Source organism: Sorangium sp. So ce145, assembly GCF_051525985.1.
Taxonomy (GTDB): Bacteria; Myxococcota_A; Polyangia; order Polyangiales; family Polyangiaceae; genus Sorangium; species Sorangium cellulosum_B.
This window is the reverse complement of the sequence record NZ_CP150315.1, coordinates 6,896,006-6,920,569: the sequence shown is the minus strand read 5'-3', so window position 1 is coordinate 6,920,569 and position 24,564 is coordinate 6,896,006. Positions and strand designations below refer to the sequence as shown.

16 protein-coding genes and 1 pseudogene are annotated in these 24,564 nt (G+C 70.7%); 13 read left to right on the top strand and 4 right to left on the bottom strand.

Translation table 11 applies throughout. The features are described 5' to 3' along the window. Positions 1-197: 197 nt before the first annotated feature. The 4 genes and pseudogenes from asnB (at position 198) to WMF34_RS25425 (ending at position 4,682) form a co-directional block, all read left to right on the top strand. Positions 198-2,048, top strand: coding sequence for an asparagine synthase (glutamine-hydrolyzing) (gene asnB, locus WMF34_RS25440; protein WP_437989403.1), 1,851 nt, complete (start codon positions 198-200; stop codon positions 2,046-2,048). Positions 2,049-2,429: 381 nt separating this feature from the next. Then, positions 2,430-2,921, top strand: a pseudogene (locus tag WMF34_RS25435) (pectate lyase); the annotation flags it as partial. A gap of 9 nt (positions 2,922-2,930) precedes the next feature. Further along, a complete protein-coding gene (locus WMF34_RS25430) occupies positions 2,931-3,581 on the top strand; it encodes a pectate lyase (protein ID WP_420877280.1) in 651 nt (216 codons plus the stop codon). 336 nt (positions 3,582-3,917) lie between these two features. Then, the gene (locus WMF34_RS25425; RefSeq protein WP_437989402.1) at positions 3,918-4,682 is read left to right on the top strand and encodes a YbhB/YbcL family Raf kinase inhibitor-like protein; all 765 of its coding nucleotides are present in this window, start codon (positions 3,918-3,920) and stop codon (positions 4,680-4,682) included. A 252-nt stretch (positions 4,683-4,934) separates the two neighbouring features. Here WMF34_RS25425 and WMF34_RS25420 read toward each other — a convergent pair whose 3' ends face one another. Next, entirely contained in the window at positions 4,935-6,080 is a 1,146-nt protein-coding gene (locus WMF34_RS25420) for a hypothetical protein (RefSeq protein ID WP_437989401.1), read from the bottom strand. A gap of 72 nt (positions 6,081-6,152) precedes the next feature. Between WMF34_RS25420 and WMF34_RS25415 the strand changes: the two genes are divergently transcribed. From WMF34_RS25415 to WMF34_RS25385, 7 genes are all read left to right on the top strand, one after another. Next, positions 6,153-6,947 (top strand): N-formylglutamate amidohydrolase, encoded by a 795-nt coding sequence (locus WMF34_RS25415; RefSeq protein WP_437989400.1) that lies wholly within the window; start codon positions 6,153-6,155, stop codon positions 6,945-6,947. Between the two features lie 341 nt (positions 6,948-7,288). Next, positions 7,289-9,724, top strand: a complete 2,436-nt coding sequence (locus WMF34_RS25410; RefSeq protein ID WP_437989399.1) for a type VI secretion system Vgr family protein — start codon at positions 7,289-7,291, stop codon at positions 9,722-9,724. Positions 9,725-9,730: 6 nt separating this feature from the next. Then, entirely contained in the window at positions 9,731-12,403 is a 2,673-nt protein-coding gene (locus WMF34_RS25405; protein WP_437989398.1) for a DUF2169 domain-containing protein, read from the top strand. Further along, on the top strand, positions 12,400-13,473 hold the full coding sequence (locus WMF34_RS25400) for a pentapeptide repeat-containing protein (RefSeq protein ID WP_437989397.1): 1,074 nt from the start codon (positions 12,400-12,402) through the stop codon (positions 13,471-13,473). The genes WMF34_RS25405 and WMF34_RS25400 overlap by 4 nt, the downstream gene beginning before the upstream one ends. Before the next feature lie 211 nt (positions 13,474-13,684). Beyond that, positions 13,685-14,410 (top strand): DUF3540 domain-containing protein, encoded by a 726-nt coding sequence (locus tag WMF34_RS25395; protein ID WP_012237563.1) that lies wholly within the window; start codon positions 13,685-13,687, stop codon positions 14,408-14,410. Positions 14,411-14,462: 52 nt separating this feature from the next. Further along, the gene (locus tag WMF34_RS25390) at positions 14,463-14,855 is read left to right on the top strand and encodes a DUF4150 domain-containing protein (RefSeq protein WP_012237562.1); all 393 of its coding nucleotides are present in this window, start codon (positions 14,463-14,465) and stop codon (positions 14,853-14,855) included. Continuing rightward, positions 14,852-16,651 carry a hypothetical protein gene (locus WMF34_RS25385; protein WP_437989396.1) on the top strand — a complete coding sequence of 600 codons (1,800 nt, stop codon included), beginning with the start codon at positions 14,852-14,854 and terminating at the stop codon, positions 16,649-16,651. The genes WMF34_RS25390 and WMF34_RS25385 overlap by 4 nt, the downstream gene beginning before the upstream one ends. Before the next feature lie 185 nt (positions 16,652-16,836). Here the strand turns inward: WMF34_RS25385 and WMF34_RS25380 are convergent, their stop codons facing one another. Both WMF34_RS25380 and WMF34_RS25375 read right to left on the bottom strand, forming a co-directional pair. Next, positions 16,837-17,541, bottom strand: coding sequence for a CTP synthase C-terminal region-related (seleno)protein (locus WMF34_RS25380; RefSeq protein ID WP_012237560.1), 705 nt, complete (start codon positions 17,539-17,541; stop codon positions 16,837-16,839). 7 nt (positions 17,542-17,548) lie between these two features. Next, positions 17,549-19,735: a DUF6055 domain-containing protein gene (locus WMF34_RS25375; protein WP_437989395.1), complete on the bottom strand. Its 2,187-nt coding sequence runs from the start codon at positions 19,733-19,735 to the stop codon at positions 17,549-17,551. A gap of 541 nt (positions 19,736-20,276) precedes the next feature. Here WMF34_RS25375 and WMF34_RS25370 point away from each other — a divergent pair. After that, entirely contained in the window at positions 20,277-21,197 is a 921-nt protein-coding gene (locus tag WMF34_RS25370) for a hypothetical protein (RefSeq protein ID WP_012237558.1), read from the top strand. A gap of 431 nt (positions 21,198-21,628) precedes the next feature. Here the strand turns inward: WMF34_RS25370 and WMF34_RS25365 are convergent, their stop codons facing one another. Continuing rightward, complete coding sequence (locus WMF34_RS25365; protein WP_012237557.1) at positions 21,629-22,996, bottom strand: DUF6688 family protein; 1,368 nt, start codon at positions 22,994-22,996, stop codon at positions 21,629-21,631. A gap of 164 nt (positions 22,997-23,160) precedes the next feature. Between WMF34_RS25365 and WMF34_RS25360 the strand changes: the two genes are divergently transcribed. After that, positions 23,161-24,543 (top strand): hypothetical protein, encoded by a 1,383-nt coding sequence (locus WMF34_RS25360; RefSeq protein WP_437989394.1) that lies wholly within the window; start codon positions 23,161-23,163, stop codon positions 24,541-24,543. Positions 24,544-24,564: the final 21 nt, after the last annotated feature.

The window sequence follows — 24,564 nt, the reverse complement described above, 5'->3', positions numbered from 1 at the left end:
CTCGTCGCCCCCTGCGTGTCCAGGATCTCCGATCCATCCCTGTCGAGCGCTGAGCGCCGCGCTGGCCAGCTTGGTTGCGCGGCCCAGCCGCACTGTCTACGCTCGTCCGCCGAACAGCGAGCGATCCGCGAGCGCCGCGGCGGGCCGTCGAGGCCCGCCGCCGGCGCGCGGCGGCGCTGAGAGGGAGGGGAGCGTCCATGTGCGGCATTGCTGGATGGGTGGACTACGAGCGCGATCTGACGCGGGAGCGCGATGTCGTGCAGGCGATGACAGCGACGATGAAGCGCCGCGGCCCGGACGACGAAGGGGTATGGCTCGCTCCGCGCGCGGCCCTCGGGCACCGCCGCCTCGCCATCATCGATCTCGACGGGGGCCGCCAGCCGATGATCGCCGACCAGGACGGCGCGCCGGTGGCCGTGCTCATCTACACGGGCGAGGTCTACAATTTCCGCGAGCTGCGCGGCGAGCTCGAGGCCCGGGGCCACCGTTTCAAGACGCACAGCGACACCGAGGTCGTGCTGCATGCGTATCTCGAGTGGGGCGCGGGCTTCCCCCGGCGGCTCAACGGAATGTACGCCTTCGCCCTCTGGGACGTCCGCGCGGAGGAGCTCCTGCTCGTCCGGGATCGGCTGGGCATCAAGCCGCTGTTCTACCAGCGGATCGGCTCGGCGGTGCTCTTCGGCTCGGAGCCCAAGGCGATCCTCGCGAACCCGCTCGCGTCGCCGGTCGTGGACGTCGGCGGCCTGCGCGAGCTCCTCGCCTTCGTCAAGACGCCCGGATCCTCCGTGTTCCGCGACATGCGAGAGGTCCGCCCAGGCCATGTCGTGCACGTGCGGAGGGGTGGGATCTCCGAGCGCCCTTACTGGGCGCTCGAATCCAGGCCGCACGAGGACGACCTGCCGACCACGATCCGCGCGGTCCGCGGGCTGCTCGAGGACACCGTGGCGCGACAGCTCATCTCCGATGTGCCCCTCTGCTCCCTCCTGTCGGGAGGGCTCGACTCGAGCGCGGTGACCGCCCTCGCGCAGCGGGCGCTCACGGCAGAGGGCGCGGGGCCCGTGCGCTCCTTCTCCGTCGAGTTCGCGGGGCACGCCGAGCACTTCACGCCGGACGCGCTGCGGAGCACGCAGGACACGCCGTACGTCGCCGAGGTCGCGCGGCACGTCGGATCGGACCACGCGGGGATCGTGCTCTCCGCAGCCCAGCTGGCCGACCCCGAGATCCGCGCCGCGGTGCTGCGCGCCCGGGATGTCCCGATCGCCTTCGGTGACCTGGATACGTCGCTGTACCTCCTCTTCCGCGCCATCCGGGAGCGCTCCACGGTGGCGCTCTCCGGCGAGTCGGCCGACGAGGTCTTCGGCGGATACCTCTGGTTCCACGATCCGGAGACGGTGGCGGCAGAGACGTTCCCCTGGGTCGCCATGCGCATGAAGATCCATGGCGCGAGCGCCGCCGTTCACCTGCTCGCCCCCGCGCTCCTCGCGCAGATCGACCTTCCGGGCCACGTCGCCGCGCGCTACCGGGAAGCCCTCGCCGAGGTCCCGCGCCTGCCGGGCGAGGAAGGAGCGGAGCGGCGCATGCGGGAGATAAGTTATTTGCACCTGACGCGGTTCCTGCCGATCCTGCTCGACCGCAAGGATCGCATGAGCATGGCGACCGGCCTCGAGGTCCGGGTCCCGTTCTGCGACCACCGGCTCGTGGAGTACGTCTTCAACGCGCCGTGGTCGATGAAGACCTTCGATGGGCGCGAGAAGAGCCTGCTGCGCGCCGCGTCCGAGGATCTCCTGCCGCGCTCGGTGCTCGACCGTCGCAAGAGCCCGTATCCGACGACGCAGGATCCAGCGTATACCGAGCGGCTCCGAGGGCAGCTCGCGGGGCTCCTCGCCCGGAAGGACGCGCCGGTGCTGCCGCTCCTCGACATGGCCCGCGCCCGCGCCGTCGCCTCGGAGTCCGCAGGAGCAGCCGATGAGCTCGTCCGGTCGAGCATGCATCAGGTCCTCCTGCTCAACGACTGGCTGACTCGTTATCGTATCACGCTGGCGCTCTGAGCCGCCGCGGCCGGCGCCGCCGGCGAGCGCGACCGCGGCCGCGCCAGGAGGGCAGGCTCGCGCGGTCGAGCCGCCTGCGGGCTCATGTGTCAACCGCCGGTTGACGTCGTTGACGGCGGCCCATGACAGCGGCGAGCGTGCCTATCCGCCGGAGCGGGTGAAACGCTGTCCTTCAGCGGAAAAATGCGATCATGGTGCCCTGATCTGGGGCCGCGGGTGACGGCGCGCCGTGGCCTGGGCGTTGCTCTCCACGTGAAGACAGGACAAGACATCACGCAGACATCGCGACGCCATGACGACCCGTGGGGGAGGGGTGCGCAGAGGGGGTGAAGGGTGGGAGTCGTCGGTCGCGCGCAACGTTAACGATTGAGGGATGACATCATGAGCTTGAGATTGACCTATGCTTTCGGTGCCCTGTTGTCGTTCGGCCTCGCCGGCTGCCTCGCGGCGGACGGCGCCGACCTGGATGTGGACGTGGACTCGGCGAGCGACGCGCTCAGCGCCGTCAGGATCGAGGCCGAGAACCAGAGCTGGTCCACCTCGCCCGGCGACAAGATCGAAGACAACGCGGACAACGTGAAGCTCCGCGCCAACCAGAGCGGGGACACCTTCAAGTTCTCCGCGTCGGTCGCGTCCGGCACATACAAGATCGTCCTTCGTTACGCCACGCGGAACGTGTACGGCAAGTACGAGCTCGCCGTGAAGGGATCGTCGGTGAAGTCCTTCGACGCTTATGGCTCCTCCACCGGCGACAGCTGGACGACCGCGACGCTCGGGGAGAAATCGCTCTCTGGCAATGTCGAGTTCTCGCTCACGTGCAAGGGCAAGAGCTCCTCGTCGTCGGGGTACGACCTGAAGGTCGACTACATCGAGCTCGTGCCGGTGGGCGGCGGCGACTCTGGCGGGAGCTCGGGCGGCGGCACCACGACGGCGGGGAACGGCGGCGTCGTCAGCTCGACGATCATCGTGAAGGCGGGCGAGACGTTCGACGGCGGCGGCAAGCGGTACATCGCCGACAAGAACACGCTCGGGGACGGCAGCCAGGCCGAGGACCAGAAGCCGGTGTTCAAGCTCGAGGACGGCGCGAAGCTGAAGAACGTGGTCCTCGGCGCGCCGGCGGCCGACGGCATTCACACGTACGGCAACGTCACGCTCGAGAACATCGTCTGGGAGGACATCGGCGAAGATGCCCTGACGGTCAAGAAGTCCGGCACCGTGGTGCTGAACGGCGGCTCCGCGAAGAACGGCGACGACAAGGTGTTCCAGATCAACGCGGCCAGCACCTTCAAGGTGTCGAATTTCACGGCGCAGAACGCCGGCAAGTTCATCCGGCAGAACGGGGGGACCGACTTCAAGGTCGACGTCTTCATCGACCGGTGCGACATCTCGAAGATGAAGGAGTCCATCTTCCGGACGGACAGCAGCAGCAGCAGCGTGACGATGACGAACACCCGCTACAGCGGCATCGGCAAGGCGCTCTTCATGGGCGTGAGCTCCTCGAAGATCACGACGTCCAACAACACGCAATATTGACCCTGCGGTTCTGCACATTTCCGCCAGGGCAGGAGCGTCCTCGCGGGCGCTCCTGCCCGCTCTTGCGCGGTGTCAAGGGCCCTCCGCTCCGCCTCTTCCTCTCTGGCGAGCTGAGGAGAGACCTGGAGCGATGTGTCGCGCAAGGCGCGTTCATGTCAACGTTCACATTTCTCAATCACTCACTGTTCCGGGAAATGTACCGCTAAATTGCGGATCTTTGTCGCAAGGGGAGAAGCGACTGTCATCGCGATAGGAACGCCGGTGTGGCATCATGCGCCAATGCGTACCATCACGGATAGGCTCACACGTAGCGCTCGATACCTCGCCTTCGCGGCCATGCCATTCGCCATCCTGAACTGCTCCAGCAGCGATCCCGATGTGTCGGGGGACGGCGGCGGGACCGCGGCGAGCACCAGCTCCCAGAGCGCCAGCAGCAGCGGCAGCACCAGCAGCAGCGCCGACAGCTCGAGCTCGAGCGGCGGCGACCCCACGACCACCACGACGTCGGGGGCCGGGGGCAGCGGAGAGGGCGGCGCGACGGGCGCAGGCGGGAGCGGAGAGGGCGGCTCCGGAGGGAGCGGCGGCGCGCCCTCCGAGGAGTTCGCGCTCGCGAGCACCAATCACGCGGAAGGCGCCAAGTTCGCCGACAAGTACACCTGCCAGACCGCCGGCTTCCAGAACAGCGTCATGCCGGAGCTCCACTGGACCCCGGGGCCCGCGGGTACGAAGAGCTACGCCATCACCTTCATCGATGTCACCCTGGCGCACGCGACGCCGTCGCAGCCCAACGGCTATCACTGGGTTCTGTACAACATTCCTGCCACCACCACCTCGCTGCCCGAGGGGTTCAAGCAGGCGGACGCGACGCAGCTCGGCGCCAAGCAGAACTCGAACTACCTCGGGCCCTGCCCCAATTACGGCACCAGCACCGGCACGAAGACCGACACCTACGAGTTCACGATCTACGCGCTCGCCGAGGAATCGATCACGATCACGGGCACCGGCACGGCTGCAGTGAGGGACGCGGAGACCAAGCTCGAGGCGAAGAACCTGGGCAGCGCGAAGCTCACCGGCACGTCCAACGCCTTCTCGACTCGATGAAGCGGCAGCTGCTCTCTCGGTCCTGAAGCATCCTCTCGAATGTTTCGAGGAGATTCGCGGGGAGGCGGGGAGGCGGGGAGTGAAATCCCATGAATCTCCCTATCTCCACGCCTCCCTGTTCAGTTTTCTCTTTCCCGTGATGCCAACGAAATGAGGGGATCTGTCAGCTCTCGATCCTGACCCCCGGGTCGCAGGTGCGATGTCTCGATGACCGTCGTCGGACGCGCAGCGCCTGCCGACTCGAGCCGTCCGTCATCCAGAAGCGGGGTCCCGGCGGCGGCCCTCCGGGCGCTTCGGGGCCTGCTGCGGGGAAGACAGGGGCTCTGCGAGCTTGCCGCTCCCCTGTTCGATCAGCTTCTTCTCGTACCAGGGCCGTGTGGCCTGCGCGCGAGCGAGATACGCGAGCGCGATGACGCCGAGGAGCGGCAAGGCGGCGTAGGCCACGGAGTGGGCCGTCACGTCGGGGCCGATCGCGCTGGCTGAGCTCCACGAGGGGACATAACGCGCCTTCACCATCTCGCCCTCGCGGAGCCGGGCGAACGCGCCGTAGGACACCTCGTCGGAGAAGGCGGCGCCGCCTTCGCCCCGCATCGTGACCTCGAAGCGGGTGTGGTCGCCGTCGTCGTTTTCCTGGAGCTGCGTCACGCGGACGTCCACCGTCTCGCCCAGCCAGCGGCGCGCGTGGAAGGCCGCGAACGCCATGTTGAACACGAGCGACGCGACGGCCGCGGTGATGGCCCACCGCCGGTGGAACGCCGCCCTGCGCGCGAACCGCTCGCCGAGGAGCTCGGACGAGAGGAGCATGCGCCCTCCGCGCGGGGGCACGAGCAGGTATCCCTGCGCCTGCTCGCGGTACCCCTGGGCCTGCGCCTCGGGATCGGGCGCGCGCCGGAGCTCGCCCATCGCGAAGACCCTCTCGCCTGGAATGAGCTCGGCCACGCGGACGCGCCGGGTGAGATCGACCCGGATCATGCCGTCGAGCGCGTCGACGAGCTGCACGTCCTCGCCCGGCTCGACCCGGATGCGCGCGCCGGACGCGTGGCGGAGATAGAAGGGGTGGACATGGACCTTGCGGCCGGTCTCGGCCCACTGGTGGGTCCAGACCCCGGAGGTCTCGGACTCGGACCCTTCCTGCTCGACCTCGACGCGCACCGCCACGTCCGCGCCTTGCTCCCGCTCGACGGTGCCCGCGACGACGGCCTCGCCGGGCGCGAGCGCGGCGCCGGGCATGAACGAGGCCTCGGCCCGCGCGGCGGCGCGGCGCTGCCGGCGCGAGAGCCGGAGCGCGAGCGCCGCGAGGACGAGCAAGCAGGCCGTCGCGGCGCCGTCCACCAGGAGCGACGACAGCCCGGCGTCGAGGTGGTATCGGCTCACGAGCAGCCAGATCCGGGGTTCCATGGCCCGCCATGAGAGCGCAAAGCGGCGCGCCCGTGCGAAAAACCCGGCGCGCGCCTACCTTCCGGAGCAACGATGCCTGCCACGCCGCCTCCGTTCCGCGTCCACGAGCCTGACACGGCGGGGCCGATCGTCGTCGAGGTCCCGCACGCGAGCCTCGTCGTGGACGAGCTCGCGGCGCGCTTCACGCGCGTGCCGGAGCGCGCCCTCGCGGCCGACGCGGACGTCGCGGCGGACGCGCTCTTCGGCGACGTCACGCTCGAGGGGGCCGCGCTCGTCGTCGCGACGGCGAGCCGCTTCGTCATCGACCTCAACACGGCCCCGCGCGTGCCCACGCCCTACGAGGACAAGCTCCCCTACGGGCTGCGGGAGGTGCGGCGGCGCTCCGCGAGCGGCGAGCAGTGGCTCGAGAGCGCACCACCCCGCGCGGAGGTCGAGCGCCGCGTCCGCGACGTGTTCGAGCCGTACCACGCGGAGATCGCCGCTCGCCTCGCCGAGGCGCGCGCGCGCCACGGCGCCGCGATCCTCGTCTCCGGGCACACGTACCCCGACGTCATGTTCCCGGGCGCCGCCGACGTCGTGCTCGGGACCCGGCGCGGCGAGAGCTCGGCGGGCTGGGCGCGCGACGCGGTCGCCGAGGTCGCGCGCGCGCACGGCCTCTCGCTCGCGCTCGACGATCCCTTCCCGGGCGGCCACGCGCTCGAGCGGCACGCGCGCCGCGACGAAGGGGTCCACGCGCTCCAGATCGAGATCGCCCGCAGGCTCTACTGCGACGCGCGCACCCTCGCCCTCCGCCCCGACGACGTCGCGCGCCTTCGCGGCTTCACCCGCAGCGTCATCGCCGCGCTCACGAGTGCAGCAGCGCGATAACGCGGCACGCACACGGTACGGATGCAGCGCGCAGACGGTGCGCGCGCAGGGCGTGCACGATGCGCGCGCAGGGCGCCACGGTACGCACGCGGACGCGGCGCGCGCGCGGTGAGGGCGCGGCGCACGCGCGCGGTGACGGCGCGGCACACGAGCGCAACGAGCTCGGCAAGCGCGCGTCATCGAGCCCGCGCTGCCCGGCGAACGTCGCACAGGTGCGCGCTCGTCCCACCACCGGATCCGCTGTTCCACAGCACCCTCGTGGCGCATGCAGACGTTGACGCCGCGACGCGATGCACGGAGATTCCGCCCTCAACACCAGGCCAGGGATGGGGAGGCTCTCCATGCGCCCAGACGGTTTCTCGCTCTCGTGCTCGGCTCTCGCAAGCGTTGCTTTCATCGGTTTCCGCGGTACCGAGCACGTCTCGCAGCCGTACGAGTTCGAGCTCTTCTTCTCCGTCCCGACGAGCACCGACGTGCGCAAGGCGGTGGGCGAGCGGGCGACGGTGCGCGCGAGCCGCAGCGACGGGAAGGACCCGCTCGTCGTGCACGGCGTCATCGCGAGCGTTCGCCTCTTGCACCAGAACGCGGAGCGGGCGCTGTACCAGGCGCTGCTCGTGCCGAAGCTCTGGTTCCTGCGCCACTTCTGGCGCAGCCACGTCTTCACGAACCAGCCCGTCAAGGAGTTCCTCTCGGCGACGCTCCAGAACGGCGGGCTCGCGGGCAGCGACTTCCGCTTCTCGATCAACGACGGCGACTACCCGGTCGAGGAGTTCGTCGCGCAGTACCGCGAGACGCACCTCGCGTTCTTTCACCGGTGGCTCGAGCGCGAGGGCCTCTACTACTTCTTCGAGCACCCGGAGGACGGGCCCGGTGAGGTGCTCGTCATCGTCGACGATCGCGGGCTGCACGACGACTTCCCGGGCGGCGGGGTCGTGCGCTACGTCCCGCTCTTCGGCGACGACGTGACCGCGCCGCCGGGCCTGCACCAGATCGAGCAGAACGTGCAGTGGCTGCCGAAGACGGTCACCATCGCCGACTACAACTACTCGAATCCGTCCGCGTCGGTGAAGGGCGAGAGCAGCATCACCGCGAACGGGGTGGGCGCGATCCGCGAGTACGGCTTCCGCGTCTTCGTGCAGAGCGACGCCGAGCGCCTCGCGCAGGTGCGCGCGCAGTCGATCGGCTGCCGCGAGGTGACCCTGCGCGGGAGCGGCGACGCGCTCGGGCCGCGGGCCGGGTACCGGTTCTCGCTGGACGATCAGCCCGCGGACATCGTCGACCAATGGCTCGCGCTGGAGGTGCAGCACAGCGCGTCGATCGCCGGGATCACGCCCGAGGTCGCGCGGCTGACGGGGCTCTCGGCCAAGGACATCTACGCGATCAAGCTGCTCGCGATCCCGGCCGACGTGCAGTTCCGCGCGCCGCAGGCGACGCCGTGGCCGCGCATCTACGGGTTCGAGAACGCGATCGTCTGCGGCCCCGCCGACAGCCAGTACGCGCAGATCGACGCCGACGGCCGCTACCTCGTGCGCTTCGAGTTCGACACGAGCGGCCTGCCCGACGCGCGCATCTCGACGCGGGTGCGCATGATGCAGCCGCACGGCGGGACGACGGAGGGCTTCCATTTCCCGCTGCGCAAGGGCACCGAGGTGATGATCGCCTTCCTCGGCGGCGACCCCGACCGGCCCTTCATCGCCGGCGTCGTGCCCAACGCGCATCGGCCGAGCGTCGTCGCGGAGCGCAACCTCAGCCAGAACATCATCCGGACCGGGAGCGGCAACCAGCTCGTGCTCGAGGACGAGCTGGGCAAGGAGTTCATCTTCCTCCACACGCCGAACAACCGCACCGGCATCTACATGGGGACGCCGAGCGGCAACCACGGCTCGGTCTACACGGGCGACGGCGACAAGCAGACCGGCACGTTCCTGTCCCCCGAGAACGCCGACCCGGCCATCGCCGGCAGCAGCCTCGTCGACGTCACCTTCAGCTACCTGGAGACGACGTGTGGGAACGGCGGCTCATGGATCGGCGGCGACTCCTGGGAGAACGTCAGCGGCAACAAGTTCAGCATGGTGGTCTGCAACCTCTGGGCGGGCGTCGGCGGGACGTACACGCTCCAGGTCACCGCCGCGGCGGAGGAGACCTACTACGCGACGCGCAAGACCACGATCAAGACGGGCCGCGAGGACACGGTGGAAGCCGGCGGCATGAAGCAGACAATCACCGACGGGATGACGCTGACCATCACGAGCGGTGGGATGAAGCACGACGTCCACGGCACGTTCGAGCAGACGATCGAGCCGGAGGGCTCGTCGACGGTGACCGGGCCGTGGATGCACAAGGTCACGGCCGAGAACTTCGACGACTACAAGAGCTGGAAGACGGAGGTCGCCACCACCTGGAAGGGCCACTTCGGCGCGGACGTCGACCTGAAGTGCGACACGAACTTCCTGATCAAGGCGCCCAACGCGAAGATCACGGCCACCAACCTGAAGTGGGAGGTGCTCGGGCTGACGTTCGACCTCACGCCGAACAAGCACGAGCTCTACTTCTACAAGGGCGCGACCGGCGTCATCAAGACGGACCACGCCGCGCTCGCCCAGCAGGCCTACTTGCTCAAGCTCGAGACGTCGTTGATCAAGCTCGACTTCGCCGCGTTCGACAAGAAGGCCGTCGGCGCGAAGATGGATCAATTCGGCACCTACCTGAAGCATCAGGCGATCGCCCTGACCCTCGCGGGGGTCATCGCGTGGAACAGCGCCTTCACGAAGATCTGAGCGCGGATGCGAGTCGTCAAACCCCTCAAGGTCCCGGCGCTCACGCGCGTCGTCGAGGTCGCGCGGCGCCTCAGGTTCCACGTGGGCGCCATGATGGCGTTCCCCCTCGACGCGCCGCGCGCGCTCGTCGATGAGATGTCGTTCTGGCAGGCCGCGACGGCGGCGCTCGGGAGCATCCCGCTCGATGACGGCATCACGAAGGCGCGCGGCGAGCTGCTCGTCGCGGGCCGGTGCTACGCCCCGGAGGGCCGCCGCGTCGGCGCGTCGTTCGTCCGCGCGCGGCTCGGCTCCGTCGACAAGCGCCTGGCCGTGCTGGGCGACCGGCACTGGAGCGGCCACGGCTTCACGGAGCCGGAGCCGTTCTCGGAGATGCCCATCGACTGGGCGCGCGCGCTCGGCGGGCCGAAGGACGCGGCGAACCCCTACGGGAAGGGGATCGAGGAGATCGAGCGCGGCGGGCAGCGCGTCCGGCCGCTGCCGAACGTGGAGCACTACGGCGCGCTGATCCGCTCGCCCGGCGACCGGCCAGGCCCGGCGTCCTTCCTCGCGATGGACGTGACGTTCGGGCAGCGCCGCGCCCGCGCGGGGACGTACGGCGCGGACTACGCCGAGAAGTGGGCGCCCGGCCTGCCGCCCGACGTCGATCCCGCCTTCTTCAACGTCGCGCCGAGCGATCAATGGCTCGCCGAGCCGCTCCGCGGCGACGAGGCGTTCCTCGTGGAGAACATGCACCCGACGCGCCCGCGCATCGAGGGCGCGCTCCCCGGCCTCGCCGCGCGCGTGCTCGTCACCCGCCGCGACGCGAGCGGGGAGGCGTTCCTGGATCTGCCCGTCCGCTGCGACACGGTGTGGCTCTTCCCCTCGGCCAACCTCGGCGTCGTGATCTTCCACGGCTCGATGCCCGTGGCCGACGACGACGCCGGGGAGATCGTCGACCTCGTCGTCGCCTGCGAGGAGATCGGCCGCCCCCGGCCGATCGAGCACTACCGCGAGGCGCTCGCCCGGCGGATCGACAAGGACCGGGGCTCGATCGCGTCCCTCAGCGACAGCGATCTCATGCCGCCGCGCGAGTCGGGCGTCGCCGCGAACGTCGCCGGCATCGAGATGGTGCAGTGGCTCAAGAGCGAGAACCTCGCCTCGCAGAACCTGCGGCGCGGCGCGGAGCGGGAGCGCGAGCGCCGCCGCGAGGAGCTGCTCGCGGACGGCATCGACCCGGCGCGCTTCGGCCTCGACGCGCCGCTGCCGGAGGACGAAGCGCCTCCGCCGGTCGACGATCTCGACGCGCTGGTGACGTACCTCGACGCGGCGTCGCGGAAGATGGAGGAAGAGAAGGAGAGGGCCGAGCGCCTGAAGAAGGAGGCCGAGGAGCGCATGAAGGCGCAGGCCGCCGAGATGGACGTGTCCGAGGAGGCGCTCCGGCGCGGCCAGACCGGGGAGGAGCCGCCCGGCGGCCCGCCGCGCTTCTCGGCCAAGGCGCAGCTCCAGCAGTACGCGGAGCTGGCCGAGGCGGCGCGCCTCGGCGGCGTGCCGAACCTCGAGCTGGAGGCGATGCTCGCGGATCCAGGGTTCCCCGAGCAGCTGCTCCGCCTCGAGCAGGCGGCGCGCGAGGGCTACCGCGGCTCGGCGCACCTGCGATCCGCGGCCCTGCCGATGACCGCCGAGGCCTCGCAGATGGCGCGCGTCGTCGTCGACGCGGCGCGCGAGGCGGGCGAGCCGCTCGACGAGCGCGACCTCACCGGCGCCGACTTCCGCGGGGTCGACCTGCGGGGGATGCGCTTCGCGCGCGCGTTCCTCGAGGGGGCCGACCTGCGCGGCGCCGACCTCTCGGGCGCGGTGCTCGAGGGCGCGGTGCTCGCGAAGGCCGACCTCTCTGGCGCGAACCTCACGGGCGCGCGGCTCCGGGGCGCGAACCTGGGCAAGGCGAACCTCGAGGGCGCGGTGTTCGACGACGCCGATCTGACCGAGGCCGTCCTGATGGGCGCGAGGCTCGCCGGGGCGAGCCTGAAGCGGGCGAAGCTCGAGCGCGCCGACGCCCTCCAGGTGAGCTGGGGTGGCGTGGATCTCTCGGGCGCGGATCTCTCGCTCTGCTCGTTCCTCCAGGCGAGCTTCGCCGGGGCGAACCTCGCCGGGGCGAACCTCGAGCGGGCGATGCTCCTCGAGTGCTCGCTCGACGGCACGGACTTCTCGGGCGCTCGGCTGCACAAGACGTCGCTGATGAGCTGCACCGGGGCGAAGGCGCGCTTCGCGGGGGCGCGCTTCTCCGAGGGGGTCGCCGTCCACAAGAGCGGCCTGCCGGAGGCCGACTTCCGCGACGCCGTGCTCGACAAGACCTGCTTCCGGACGACGGACCTGCGCGGCGCGCGGTTCGATCGAGCCCAGATGACGATGACCGATCTCTCCGAGGCGGACGCGACGGGCGCGACCTTCGACCGCGCCGTCATGAAGAACGCCCTCTTGATCCGGACGAACCTCGACCGCGCGTCGCTCCGCGGGTGCAACCTGACGGAGGCGATCCTCTCGAAATCGCGCCTGGCGGGGGCCGACTTCACGGGCGCGCAGCTCTGCCGGGCCGATTTCAGCCGCGCGCGCGGCGACAACCGGACGACGTTCGCCGAGGCGAGCGTCGAGTTCACCCGGTTCGACCGGCAGGCGGCGCCGGCTCCTGGAGGCGCGACATGAACCGCGACGAGGTGCTCGACAAGGTCCGCCACGGGGACCCGATCCAGGCCGTGGACATCTCCGGGCTCGACCTGACGGGCGCGGATCTCTCGGGCGCGGTGTTCGACAGGGTCCGCATGCCGCGCGTGATGCGGGGCGCGCTCGTCAAGGAGTCGACGTTCTCCGAGTGCGATCTGTCGGGCGTGGACGCGGCGGGCGTGGACCTGCACCTGACGACCTTCTTCCGGAGCCGCCTCGACGGGGCGACGCTCTCGGGGGCGAGGCTCGTCGGCGCGAGCTTCATCGAGTCGACGTTCGAGGGCGCGGCGCTGTCGGGCGCGGAGGCGCCCGTCGCGACCTGGACGACGTGCTCGCTCGAGCGCGCCTCGTTCGAGGGGGCGAACCTCGACCGGGCGAACCTCGTCGAGGTCAAGGCCGGCGGCGCGAACTTCTCTCGCGCGAACCTCGAGAAGGCGACGCTGTACAAGCTCGACCTGCGCACCGCGCTGCTCGACGGCGCGAACCTGACGCTCACGACGCTGGTCGAGGCGGCGCTGGGCGCGCGGGCGTTCCAGGGAACAAAGCTGTTCCGCACGCAGTTCATGCGCGGCAGCGTCGCTGGCTCGAGCTTCGCGGGCTGCGACGCGACGCAGTGCAACTTCACCGGGGTCGATGTGTCCGACTGCGACTTCTCCGATGCGGTCCTGACGCAGGCGCTCTTCGGCGAGGCGAACGCGGCGAAGGCGCGGTTTTCACGGGCGAAGCTGCAGAACGCCATCTTCGAGCGCGCCTCGCTCGCCGAGGCCGACTTCTCTGGGGCGGAGCTCGTCGAGGCGTACCTCGCCTTCGCGTCGTGCGCCGGCGCGCGCTTCGTCGGCGCGAAGCTCGCGTACGCGGACCTCTCGCACTGCGATCTCTCGGGCGCGGACTTCACGCAGGCAGCGATGTTCCGCGCCAAGCTGCACCGCGCTCGCCGCGACGGGGCGAAGGTGCCGGCGGGCGCAGGCTGGCTCGGCGACGACGAGAAGCTCGCCGCGATCGAGGACTGGAAGCCGCGCCGCGGCGGAGAGCGCGATGGGCAGCACGCGTGACCGCGCCTGCTGCGCGGACCGTGCGGAACCACGAAGCCGTGCGGAATCACGAGACGAGAGACGCGAGACGCGAGACGTGAGACCGCGACCCGTGAGACTCGGGGCGAGGCCGCGTTCCACGAAATTCATTGATTCCTGCCGTGAAATGGTTGAAACTAGCGTTGCGGCGCGCACGTCCTGACCGGGCGGATCCAGGCCGAGGAGACCCGAGATGCAGAGCATGGCGGCCCGCGAGCCCCTGACGGTGGCACACGACGACAGCGCGCAGGACGACCTCCTGGCCGCGGTGGATCTGCCGGCGATCGAGCGCTCGCCCTCGCCGCGGCGCGTGCCGTCGCTGGAGACGGGCGTCGTCCGGGGCACGGCGTCGGGGCTCGTGGTCGAGCTCGGCGGCGGGCCGGTCGCGGCGCGGCGCGCGAAGAGCTGCCTCGTCGCGCCGGACGCGGGGGATCGGGTGCTCTGCGCGGTGGACGGCGAGCAGGTCTTCGTCCTCGCGGTGCTGGAGGGCGAGGCGGGCGCGACGACGCGGATCGTCGCCGAGGGCGATATGAAGGTGCAGGCGACGGGGCGGCTCGGGCTCGGCGCCGGCGATCAGATCGAGATCGCCGCCGCCAGGGAGGTCGGGCTGTTCGCGGGCAAACTCCAGGTCCGCGCGCAGGCGGCGGCGGCGGCGATCGAGGAGATCGGGCTCGTCGGCCGGTCGCTCGAGGCGCACCTCCAGAAGGCCGTCGTCGTCGCCGAGCGCATGGAGGCGCGCGCGGATCGGCTCGTCCAGCGCGCGAAGCAGGCGTTCCGCTTCGTCGAGGCGCTCGAGCAGGTGCGCGCGGGCGTCTTCGATCTCCGCGCGGAGGGCCTCGCGGCGGTGCGGGGGGAGAACACGATCGTCGCCGCGCGGACGCTCGCGAAGCTCGACGGCGAGCAGGTCAAGATCGGCTGAAGGGGCGCGCGGCGCGGGGCCGCGGGCGCCAGCAACGACGAGGGGTGAAGCGATGCTCGCGAAGACGACCGCAGGGGGGATGTGCCTGGCGTTCCCGGACGTGTGCCTGACCCCGACGCCGGCCCCGGTGCCGATCCCGTACCCGAACATCTCGCTCCATCCGATGAGCGTGCTCTTCGTGCCGAACGTGCTCGTCACGTGCGCGCCGGCGCACAACATGCTGACGGTCGCGCCGCTCACGATGGGGGACAACCCGGGCGTCGCGCTCGGCGTCGCGTCCGGGATGGTGATGGGCCCGTCGCGCAACGTGACCGCGGCCTTCACGGTGATCGTCGGCTGCGCGCCCATGACGCGCCTGACGAGCATCTCGATCCAGAACAGCACGAACGCGCCGGGCATGGCCATCGTACCGAGCGTCACCACCGTCCTCGTGCTCGCGCCGTGAGGGGCGCGCGCCAGGGGTCCGCCACGGAGGCTGCGACGGCGCCGGAGAAGAGCACGCTGACCGAGGCGCTCGCGAAGCTGGACGCGGCGATGCGCAGGCCGGCGGGCAGCAGCGCCGATCCGGATCGGCGCCGCGTGGCGGCCCGGCTCGCAGATCTCGTTCGATGCGAGGACGACGAGCTCGCGGCGTTCGCCAGGCGGCACCTGCCCGGCCGCGCGGCGGACGAGGCGGCGCTGCGCGCCGCGCGAGAGATGCTCCTGGCGATCGGCCGCGTCCTCGGTCCAGACGGCGAGAGCGCCGAGGCGCTGGCCGTGCTGAAGGACGCGCACGGGGCGCTCGACGAGCGGCTGGCGGAGGCGAGGCGGGCCGCGGCGCAGCGCGCGGAGGACGAGGCGGCGGCGCAGCGCGCGGCGGAGGAGGCCGCCGCGACGACGGGCGCGCCGGCGCTGGTCGAGGCGCAGGGGCCGCTGTCTCGCCTGGGCGGAGGGCTGCCCTTCGTGCCGCCGACCGCGGCGAAGCGTGAAGCGGAGGAGGTCACCGCGACGACGAGCGCGCCGGCGCTGGTCGAGGCGCAGGGGCCGCTGTCTCGCCTGGGCGGGGGGCTGCCCTTCGTGCCGGCGGCAGCGCCGACGGCGGAGCCGATGCCCGCGCCGATGGCGGTGCTGGGCTCAACGGCGGTGCCTGGGCCGGCGCTGCTCGGTGGGCCGGCGCCGCTCGGTGTGCCCGCACCCATGCCGGTATCCGCGCCGGCAGCGATGGCGGTACCTGTGGCCGTGCCCGCGCCGGTGGCCGTGCCCGCGCCGGTGGCCGTGCCCGCGCCGGTGGCCGCGCCCGCGCCGGTGGCCGTGCCCGCGCCGGTGGCCGTGCCCGCGCCGGTGGCCGTGCCCGCGCCGGTGGCCGTGCCCGCACCGGTGGCCGTGCCCGCGCCGGTGGCCGTGCCCGCGCCGGTGGCCGTGCCCGCACCGGTGGCCGAGCCCGAGCCCGCCCCGGCGCCTGCGTCCACACCCGCACCCCAATCCGTCACCCAGCCCGCGATCGTGCCTGTTCCCGCGCCTGCGTCGGTTCCTCGGACGGACCCGCCGGTGAGCGGCGCGGAGTCGAAGCCGCTGAGCAAGACGCTCCCCGATGCGCCGCGGGTCATCGACTCCGCGCTGCCCTTCATCCCGGTGGCCTCCGAAGAGCGCCCTCGGCCGTCCGTCGCTCGTTTCGATTCGGCGCTGCCGTTTCAGCCCGTCGCCAGCCCCGATGGACAGCCGGTGCGCGAGCCTGGTCCGGCGCCCGCGCACCACTCCCCGGCGGTGCCGCTCCACGACGAGCGTCATTCCGTTGCGGCCACGCCGGGCGCGCAGGCCGCCGCCACGGCGAGCTCGCAGCCGGTCGCTGCGTCGAGTGCGCAGGCGGCTGCCACGGCGAGCCCGCTGCCGGTCGCCGCGTCGAGCGCGCCGCCGGCCGCCGCGCCGAGCGCGCTGCCGGTCGCCACGCCGAGCGCGCTGCCGGCCGCCACGCCGAGTGTCCCGCCCGCCTCCACGCCGGCCCCCGCGAGCGTGAGCGACCCGCTCAGCGTGCGCCCGCCACCCTCGCTCACGCTCAACCAGTACGCCGGCCTCGTCGTCGCGTGCGAGCTGTACCCCGCCTACGTGGAGAGCACGAATGCACGCTACGGGGTGCCGACCCCCGCGGCGCGCGCCGCCCTCGACGCCTTCTGGGCAGGCCGCTTCGCGGCAGATCCCGCGCTTGCTCAGCGCTGGCCCGAACTCTGCGAGGCCGCGCGCAGGTACTTCCTGCAATCGCGCTGAGCGCCGGCGCCGCACGCGCAGCGCCTCGCAGGAACACCTCGTGGAGCAGCAGGCGCACCCGAACGCTGAAGCCGGCCGAGGTTCGAAACCACAAGGCGCCGGACGCCAGGAAGAGAGCCAGAGTTCGGCGTCGTTGACGCTCTGGCGGAGCCTTCCTTCGTTGAACGGTGTGCAGGCGCCAGCGTTCAGCCGGCGGCGCTCGAGCAGGCTCGGATGAGCTCGGCCACGAGCGGCGGCAGCCGCCCGGCCAGCGCGGCGCGCTCCGGCTGGAACAGCGTGGCGACGAAGAACGGATGGCCGTCGAGCTCCACGGCGCGCACGTCGCCGGCGTCGTCCTCGGCGCCGATGCGCAGCGGGCCCGAGACCAGCGCGGCCTGGAACTCCGGGTTCAGGCCGTAGCGGCACCGATACCCTTCCGTGGCCTCAGGGCGGCCGTAGGCCCGCGCGATGCGGGTTCCGGCGTTGAAGCGGATCTTGCCGGTGGCCTCGACCAGCGAGCACGCAAGCGGCGCGATCACCGCGCGCTGCGCCTCTGGCGCGGTCTCCGCGTGCTCGGCGTCGGACCAGCCCAGCACGTGGCGCGCGTACTCGACGACCGCGTGCTGGAAGCCCCCGCAGGTGCCGAGGAACGGGCGCCGCTGCTCACGGGCGAAGCGGATCGCGCGCAGCGCGCCATCCATGCTCCGGTACGGGCTCGCCGGAACGCACCACAGGGCGTCATAACGAGCCACCCGCGAGGCGTCGGTCACCTCCTCGGTCGGCACCCATTCAAAGGAGAGCGGCGCGGATAGCGCCTCTCCCGCCAGCCGCAGCGCCACCGGGATGGCCCGGTGGGCCGTCACGGCGTCGTCGCGGTCACCGATGAGCCCAACATGAAGCATCGTCTGCATCGTGGCCTCAACGCCGCCAGGTGTACGGCGGTGCGGCCGTCACCTCGGTGACCATCGTGACGCCCGCCCAGTCGTCGGGGACGAACCCGTAGAACGTGTTGCTCGATTTCGATGTGGCGACGAACTCGACATCCCCGAGCAGCGTTGCTGTCCCGGAGACGGACTGTCGATCGCCGAACCAGCCGAGCGGATAGAAGGTGGCCTGCACGTTCGCCGAGCCGCTCACGTTGAACCCGCGCGCCTGGATGCCCGAGCCGCGTTGCCCGACCAGGCTGAGCGCGCCGACACGGCCGCCGGAGATCACGCCGTTGACGATGGTCGCATGATCCTCGACGCGGACGTCGCCGCTCACCTCTCCGCCGAGGATGGTCGCGTAAGGACCGACGTAGACGCTCGATGGCGTGCCCGCAGGCGCGCAGCCGCCGCCGTTCGCGTGCCTCGTCGTGCCCCGCGGACACGCATCGAGCTGACCGTCCTGGAACCCGGCGGGCCACGCGCCGTCGAGCTCCACCATGTACGGATAGCGGTAGATCGACGGGTACGCTGGCCCGTCCGAGAGCCTCGTCCAGACCAGCTTCTGGTATTCGGTCGGCGTCGCGACCACGACCAAGTAGACGTTCTCGCCGGGGCTGACGCAGAAGTCCATCTCGCCGTCGCCCCCCCGGTGCAGGGGGCTGTAGCGGGAGGTGGTCAGCTCCGGGTCCGTCGCGACGAGGCCCCAGCGCCAGCCTGAGTCGGCGCCGGCCTGCGTCACGCCCCGGAACACGACGCGCACGCTGGTCGCGTCCGCTTTCGGGTGCAGGCGCACGATGTTGTAACCCCAGCGCTGCGGTGCCCAGTGATACGGCGAGACGAAGCGGCGATTCTGCGCCCAGTCCGCGTCGAGCGCCTCGAGCCGCGTGAGACGAAGCCGGCGATCGGTGCGGCCGTTCGACGTCATGTCGGCCTCGATCGAGCCGTATTTCCGTCGATACACGCCGGAGGGATCGCCTCCGTCCGTGGGCGGAGGGTCCTTGTAGTCCCAGGTGATGTTGTGCATCGCCCACTCGCCGAACTCGTCGTTGAGCCGCTCGATGTCCCAGCCACGGCTCAGCATGAGCTTTTGCCATGGGTCCCCTTGGCCGCGCGGCGCCTCGTAGGCCCACATGTCGTTGACGGCGCTGTAGCAGTGCTTGTCCTTCAGGAACTCGAAGAACTGCCAGTTGCAATAGCGGTTCCGGGTGTTGCCGTAGTAGAGGTGCGGCATGTTCGGCAGCATGTCCGAGCAGTGCACGTTGTCCCGCCATATCTGATGCGGCATCCAGTTCGCGTGGCTCTCGAAGATCCAGCAGCCGTCGCCGCCGCAATCGGGGAACGCCTGCGTCGTCGACTGCACGCCGTGCATGAACTCGTGGGCGAGCCCCCACGGGTCGCGGGCGGCGTCGGGGCCGATCCACATCCCCATGTAATTGACGCCGTTGCGGCTCCACCCGCCGCCCCAGAGCGGGAAGCTGTTGTCGAAATGGACCGCGGCCTTCCACTTGTCCGCTGACTTGCAGTACGGCTCGGGGAAGAAGATGGGGCTGCCGAAGTACGCGCTCCAGATGCTCTCGAGCGTGTCCGCCGCCTCCTCCGCCTGGCTCAGGTTGATGTCCGTCCCCTCGGGCCAGTAGAAGGCGAAGTGCGCCGACTCGTGGCGCAGCGGCGCGCGCGTCTCGCCGCCGTCGCGCGGCGCCCTCCAGGTGCCTGCCGTGCAGCTGGCCCCCGTGACCTGGCAGCTCGTCGCCCACTCCGTGCTCGTCGTGCCCTGCTCGCAGGCGCCGGGGTTGCCGCCTGCAGCCCCGGTCGAGCCGCCGCTTCCCGCCGCCTCGGCCGTCGAGTCGGCGGTGCTGCCGGCGGCGCCGGCGCCACCGGTGCCGCCGGTGCTGCTGGTGGCGCCGGCGTCGCCGATGCCCCCGGCGCTGCCGGTGCCGGCTGCGCCTGAGGTCGCCGTCGTGCCGCCGCCGGACCCCGAGCCCGGAGCAGGGTCCTCCGGCGCCGGACCGCACGCAGCGAGGAGAGCGGCGACAGCGAGCGTCGAGCCGTTCGCGAGAAGCTGCTGGAACGATGTGCGAGTCGCGCGACAAACGCCCGCGGGGGCGCGGAATGTGTAAGTGAAGCTCTCACGGACTGCGTGTTTGTGGATCGCGGATGAGTCATAAGCTGGGTCGAGCATGCTGTATTCTCGTTCGGAGCGCGCTCTCCATGCAAAAGAAAACAAGGCCGGGGGGTGAGACCCGACCCAGGTTGGACCGAACCTGATCATGACCCGTCCACACCTGAGACCCGACCCAGGTTGGACCGATCCAGAGCCGACCTCATCCACATCCAGACCTGATCCATCCACACCGGACCCAGGCTGAGACCTGACCCAGGTTGGGCCCATCCAACAGACCAGAGACCGATCCGGGTTGAGACCTGACCCAGATTGGACCCGCAGACCCGACCCAGGTCGGAGACTCGACGTAGGTCGTCCCAAGACCGACTTAGATTTGCTCCCCCAAATCTAACCTAGGTTGGCTTGGCTTGGGTGGGGGGTTGAGGTTGGTGGAGGGGGTGGGCTGCGATGTCTGGAGGTGGAGAATATAACATCCGAGGTGGAAGACGGCATGGCGGCCGCCACCTCTGGCGCAGTGATCGCCACGTGTTGGGCGTGGCAAGTGCTTGAAATGATTGACCGCAGTCTCTGGCACAGCGTTTGTTGATACGGACGGGCCATGAGCCACCCCCGCGAGATCTCGCCCGGCGCTACCTATATGATCACCCGTCGCGTCTTGCGTCGGCACCTGCTCTTGCGCCCCGACGCAGCGATCACCCAGCTCTTGGTCTACGCCCTCGCGGTCTCGGCTGGTCGCTTCGGGATCGAGGTACACGCGTTCTGCGCGATGTCAACGCATCTACACCTGGTCGTGACGGATGTGAATGGCGTCCTTCCGCGCTTCTTGCAGTTCTTTCATCGCATTGTGGCGCTCGGGACCAAGGTGCTTCGCGCGTGGGAAGGACCGGTATGGGACCACGAAGCCACGAGCGTTGTGCGCCTTCTGACGCGCGCTGCTGTCGTGGAGAAGATTGCCTACGTGCTCGCGAACCCTGTGGCCGCTGGCCTCGTCCGGCATGCGCGTGAGTGGCCGGGGGCGAAAGTCGATGTGAGAGAGCTCGGCTGCGGCGTGCTGCGTGCGGCGCGTCCTGTGGCGTATCTTGACCCGGAAAATCCACAGTGGCCCGAGGAAGTGATGCTGCCTCTCGCGCTGCCACCGGCGGTCGAGCAGGACGGCATCGATGACTTTAGGCACTTGGTCGCCGCCGCGCTCAAGGAACAGGAGGCGCTGGCCCATGCGGCGCTGCAGCGGCAAGGGCGTCGCTTCCTTGGTGCTGAGCGAGTCAGCAAGATCTCCCCGTACGAGCGCGTCACGAGCTTCGAGGCGCTGGGCGAACGCAATCCGACCTTTGCGGTTGGCCGCGAGCAGGGTGATGCGCGGCGAATCGCTGGTGCTGCGGTGCGGGCGTTTCGTGCGTCATACCGCGCGGCGCTTGAACAGTGGCGCGCCGGGATACGCGGTGTGGTGTTCCCCGCGGGAACCTGGTGGATGCGCACGTTCCACGGCGCCAGCGTGACGGACCTCAGACTCGTGGTGTAGATACTGCATGGCGCCGTTCTCAGCGATGCGAAAAGCGCGGGAGCGGGGTCGACGCGTTGTCGTGTTGTGGAGAACGTCAGTCTGGAGAAGGCGGAGCAGGCGGAGCGTTTGTCTGGCGCTGCGCGTATGCCCAAGAATTGGGTATGCCGGGTCGAATGCGTATGCGGCGATTGGAACGGTGACCTTAGACAGACTCTGGCTGACAGAGCGGGACGATTATGGGCCGATAGGTGAGGCGATGCGATTGTATCAACCCGGGTCATCCATGGATTGGGGGCGCGCAGATCCGGTGGCCGACAACCCGGGTCGAGTTTCCTCGTGCGTACGCTTTCGATGGCTCAACCCGGGTGGGTCGTGCTGGGTCGGGCGACGGCTCGATGATGTCTCAACCTGGGTCGGTCGGGTGGGTGGGTCGGGCCGCTGGGTCGCTCTCACCTGTACATACGGTCGATCCGCTCTTCGGGGGCGCGCGGGTCGAGCAGCAGGAGCGTCAGATAAAACGCCCACTCCAGCGGCTTCATCGCGAGATAGATGACATCGGCGGCCCAAGCGGCGCCGATGTATCGGCTCACGGGCAGCCCCATCCGGTCGTAGAGCTGGCGTGCCGCGCGGCCGAAGCGCGGCCAGCGCTCGTGCAGCAGATCCTCGAAGGCGTTGGCGATGGCGAGCTGGCGATTGACGAGGATCGGCGTGCCGCCCCGCCGTCCGAGCCGGATCGGGCGCACAAGCCAGGCGTGGCCGCGCGCAGCGACGGTGCACAAGTAGTGGCAATCGCCGGGCAGCTTCACGATCGGGAGCTGCGACAGCGTGTACCCGCACGTGCGGGTGAAGACCTGGAGGGCGGCTGCCGGATGTCCCAGCCAGGCCGCGTGCAGGACGGCGTGAACCCCGAGCAGCAACGGGGTAGCCGCGAGGGCGCGCCACAACGTGGGTCGGTGAATCGCGGGCGGCGGCGGGAGCGGGACCTGCGGCGGCCCCGCGCGATAGGCGGGATCGGCGGCGGCCAACGGAGCGGGCGCGCTGGCCTCGACGCCCCGCCTCAAGAGGCGAGCGCGCAGCTCGGCGGAATAGAAGACGACGGTGAACACCGGCGCGAGGCACGGCAGGAGCAGCGGCGGCACGAGCAGGCCGGCCGCGACCCAGGGGCCGAAGTGCACCGCCAGCAGGACGTGGAGCGCAATTCCGACGAGCAGCGCTGCATGGACGACGAGCTCTGCAGGGCCAGGCAGCGCTTCTTTCCGGCGCCGTGACACGACATAGGCGAGCGCGGTGAGGGTGTGCAGCGCGATCAAGCCGTGGACTTCCGGCTCGGCGAGCGGCCGGAACGCCGTGGTGCCGACGTCGCATGCCGGGACAGCGCACGTCCCGGGGGCGTCGTGGCTGTATGCCATGCCCCAGGCGGGCAGGAGGAGCAGCGTGAGCGCTTCGGCTGCCATCTGGAAGGGGGCGCGCCCCCGGCGCCGTATCGCGCGGTATGTCCATACGGTCAGGCCGATCCAACCGGCCAGCCCGAGCGCTCCAGCGACGAAGATCGCGGCATCGAGCTGGACCAGCTGGCTCGCGCCGAAGAGCAACGCCGCGAGCGCCGGAACGCCGTAGCCGGTGGCCACCAACGCGGCGAGGGCACCGTCCGTCAGCGAGAAGGGCTGCTCGGGCGGCGACTGCTGCGGCTCGGCCGGTGGTTGCTGCGGCTCGGCCGGTGGTTGCTGCGGCTCGGTCGGTGGTTGCTGCGGCTCGGTCGGTGGTTGCTGCGGCTCGGTCGGTGGTTGCTGCGGCTCGGTCGGTGGTTGCTGCGGCATGCATTCACCATGCTAACGGCTCCAGTCCCAGGAGATCCATCCTGCGAGGTGGAGCGCGTGCTTCACGAGCCGCGTCGCACGTTGGAGCGTGAGCCGTGCTGGCTGCTCGCGCAGGGAACCCCTGTCGCGTCGAACGGATGCTGATAGGATCCATGGGCTCTGGCATGAGCCCGGACCGAAAGCGCCGTCTGCGCCCTGCAATCTCTGCCGAAGGGCGGCCGCTCCGGCGGCGGGCGCACGCGATCGCCGAAGATCTCCTCACGTCGGCCATGAGCGACGAGGAGCGGGTGAGGCTCGCGCGCATCGTGCTCAGGTCCGGCTCCCGCGAGGCGATCAACCGGCTCTTCCTGTACTTCCAGCGACGCCAGGCCGAGACCCGGTGGGGACAAGACAACCCCCTGCACGAGATTGCCGGGGCGATGCGCGTCCAGGCGATCAAGGCGCTCAGGGGCCCGCCCGGGCAACACAGCAGGAATCACAGGAGCGCGCTCCTCGTCCTGTGGGTAGCCGGTCGCCCGGGCGATGTTCCGCTCCTCGTGTCGCTCCTGGCAGCGCAGGACCCGGACGGCCTGGATAGCGACATCTTGCCGGTGCTCCAGCACGTCATTTCGGGCTACGAACCCAGCGATCCCCACGTCATCGCCTCGATCGAGCGGTTCATCGAGCGGTCGGCGTCGCTGCGGGACCTCCACGCCGCGTCGCTGGTCCTCCGCGAGTACCGCGTTCCCGAGGCCGAGCCGGCGCTCCAGCGTGCCCTCGCCGCTCCCGATCCGTGGCGGCGCGCCCCCGTGATGGCGGCCCTCGTCGTCAGGAATCCAGGGCAGCACCGGCGCGCCGGCGAGGCATTGCTGGCCGCGCTGAAGCTGGAAGCGCGGGCGGCGGAGGCCTGGGACAAGGATGCGGTCCAGAGGGCGCTCGCCGAGGCGCTCGATGGGACAAGAGAAGCGTTCGAGTCCGGGGAGGAGGACAGATTTCCCCCGGTTCCCGAGGCGCGGATCGAGGCGCTCGACCGCCTGCCCGAGGAGGACTGCGCTGCGTTCCTCGACAGGCTTGGGCGCGAGTTCACCGTGGATCAAGCGCTCCTGCTCCCGCGCCTCCAAACCGCGTCCCTGGCCCGGAAAAAGGCGCTGCTCCGCGCCCTCGGGGCCGTGGCGATCGGCGGAACCCCGTTCTTCCATGCGGTGTGGCCTCTGACCTCCGATCCCGACGAGGAGATCGCGGCGCTCGCCATCGCCGCGTGCGGGGCCACGCGCTCGGACCAGGCGAGGATGCGGCTGACGGCGAGGCTCAGGGGTGCGATCGCGAGGGACGACGTTGCCGCCGCAACGCCGCTCCTGAGCGGCCTGCGCGGCTGTCTCTACGACGGCGCGGTGTGGACCGCCGCGCTGTCCCTGCCGTGTGAGATCGCCCGGAGGCTGGCGATCGAAGGGCTCGAGTACGCCGCCGTCCTGCGCGGGCCGGCGATCGAGCTGCTGAACGAGGCTGCGAGGCGCGAGAGCAACGAGGAGCTTCGTCGGCGGATGGTCCGGCTTCTCCGGGACCGCTGACTCAGGCGACGGCGGCGGGGG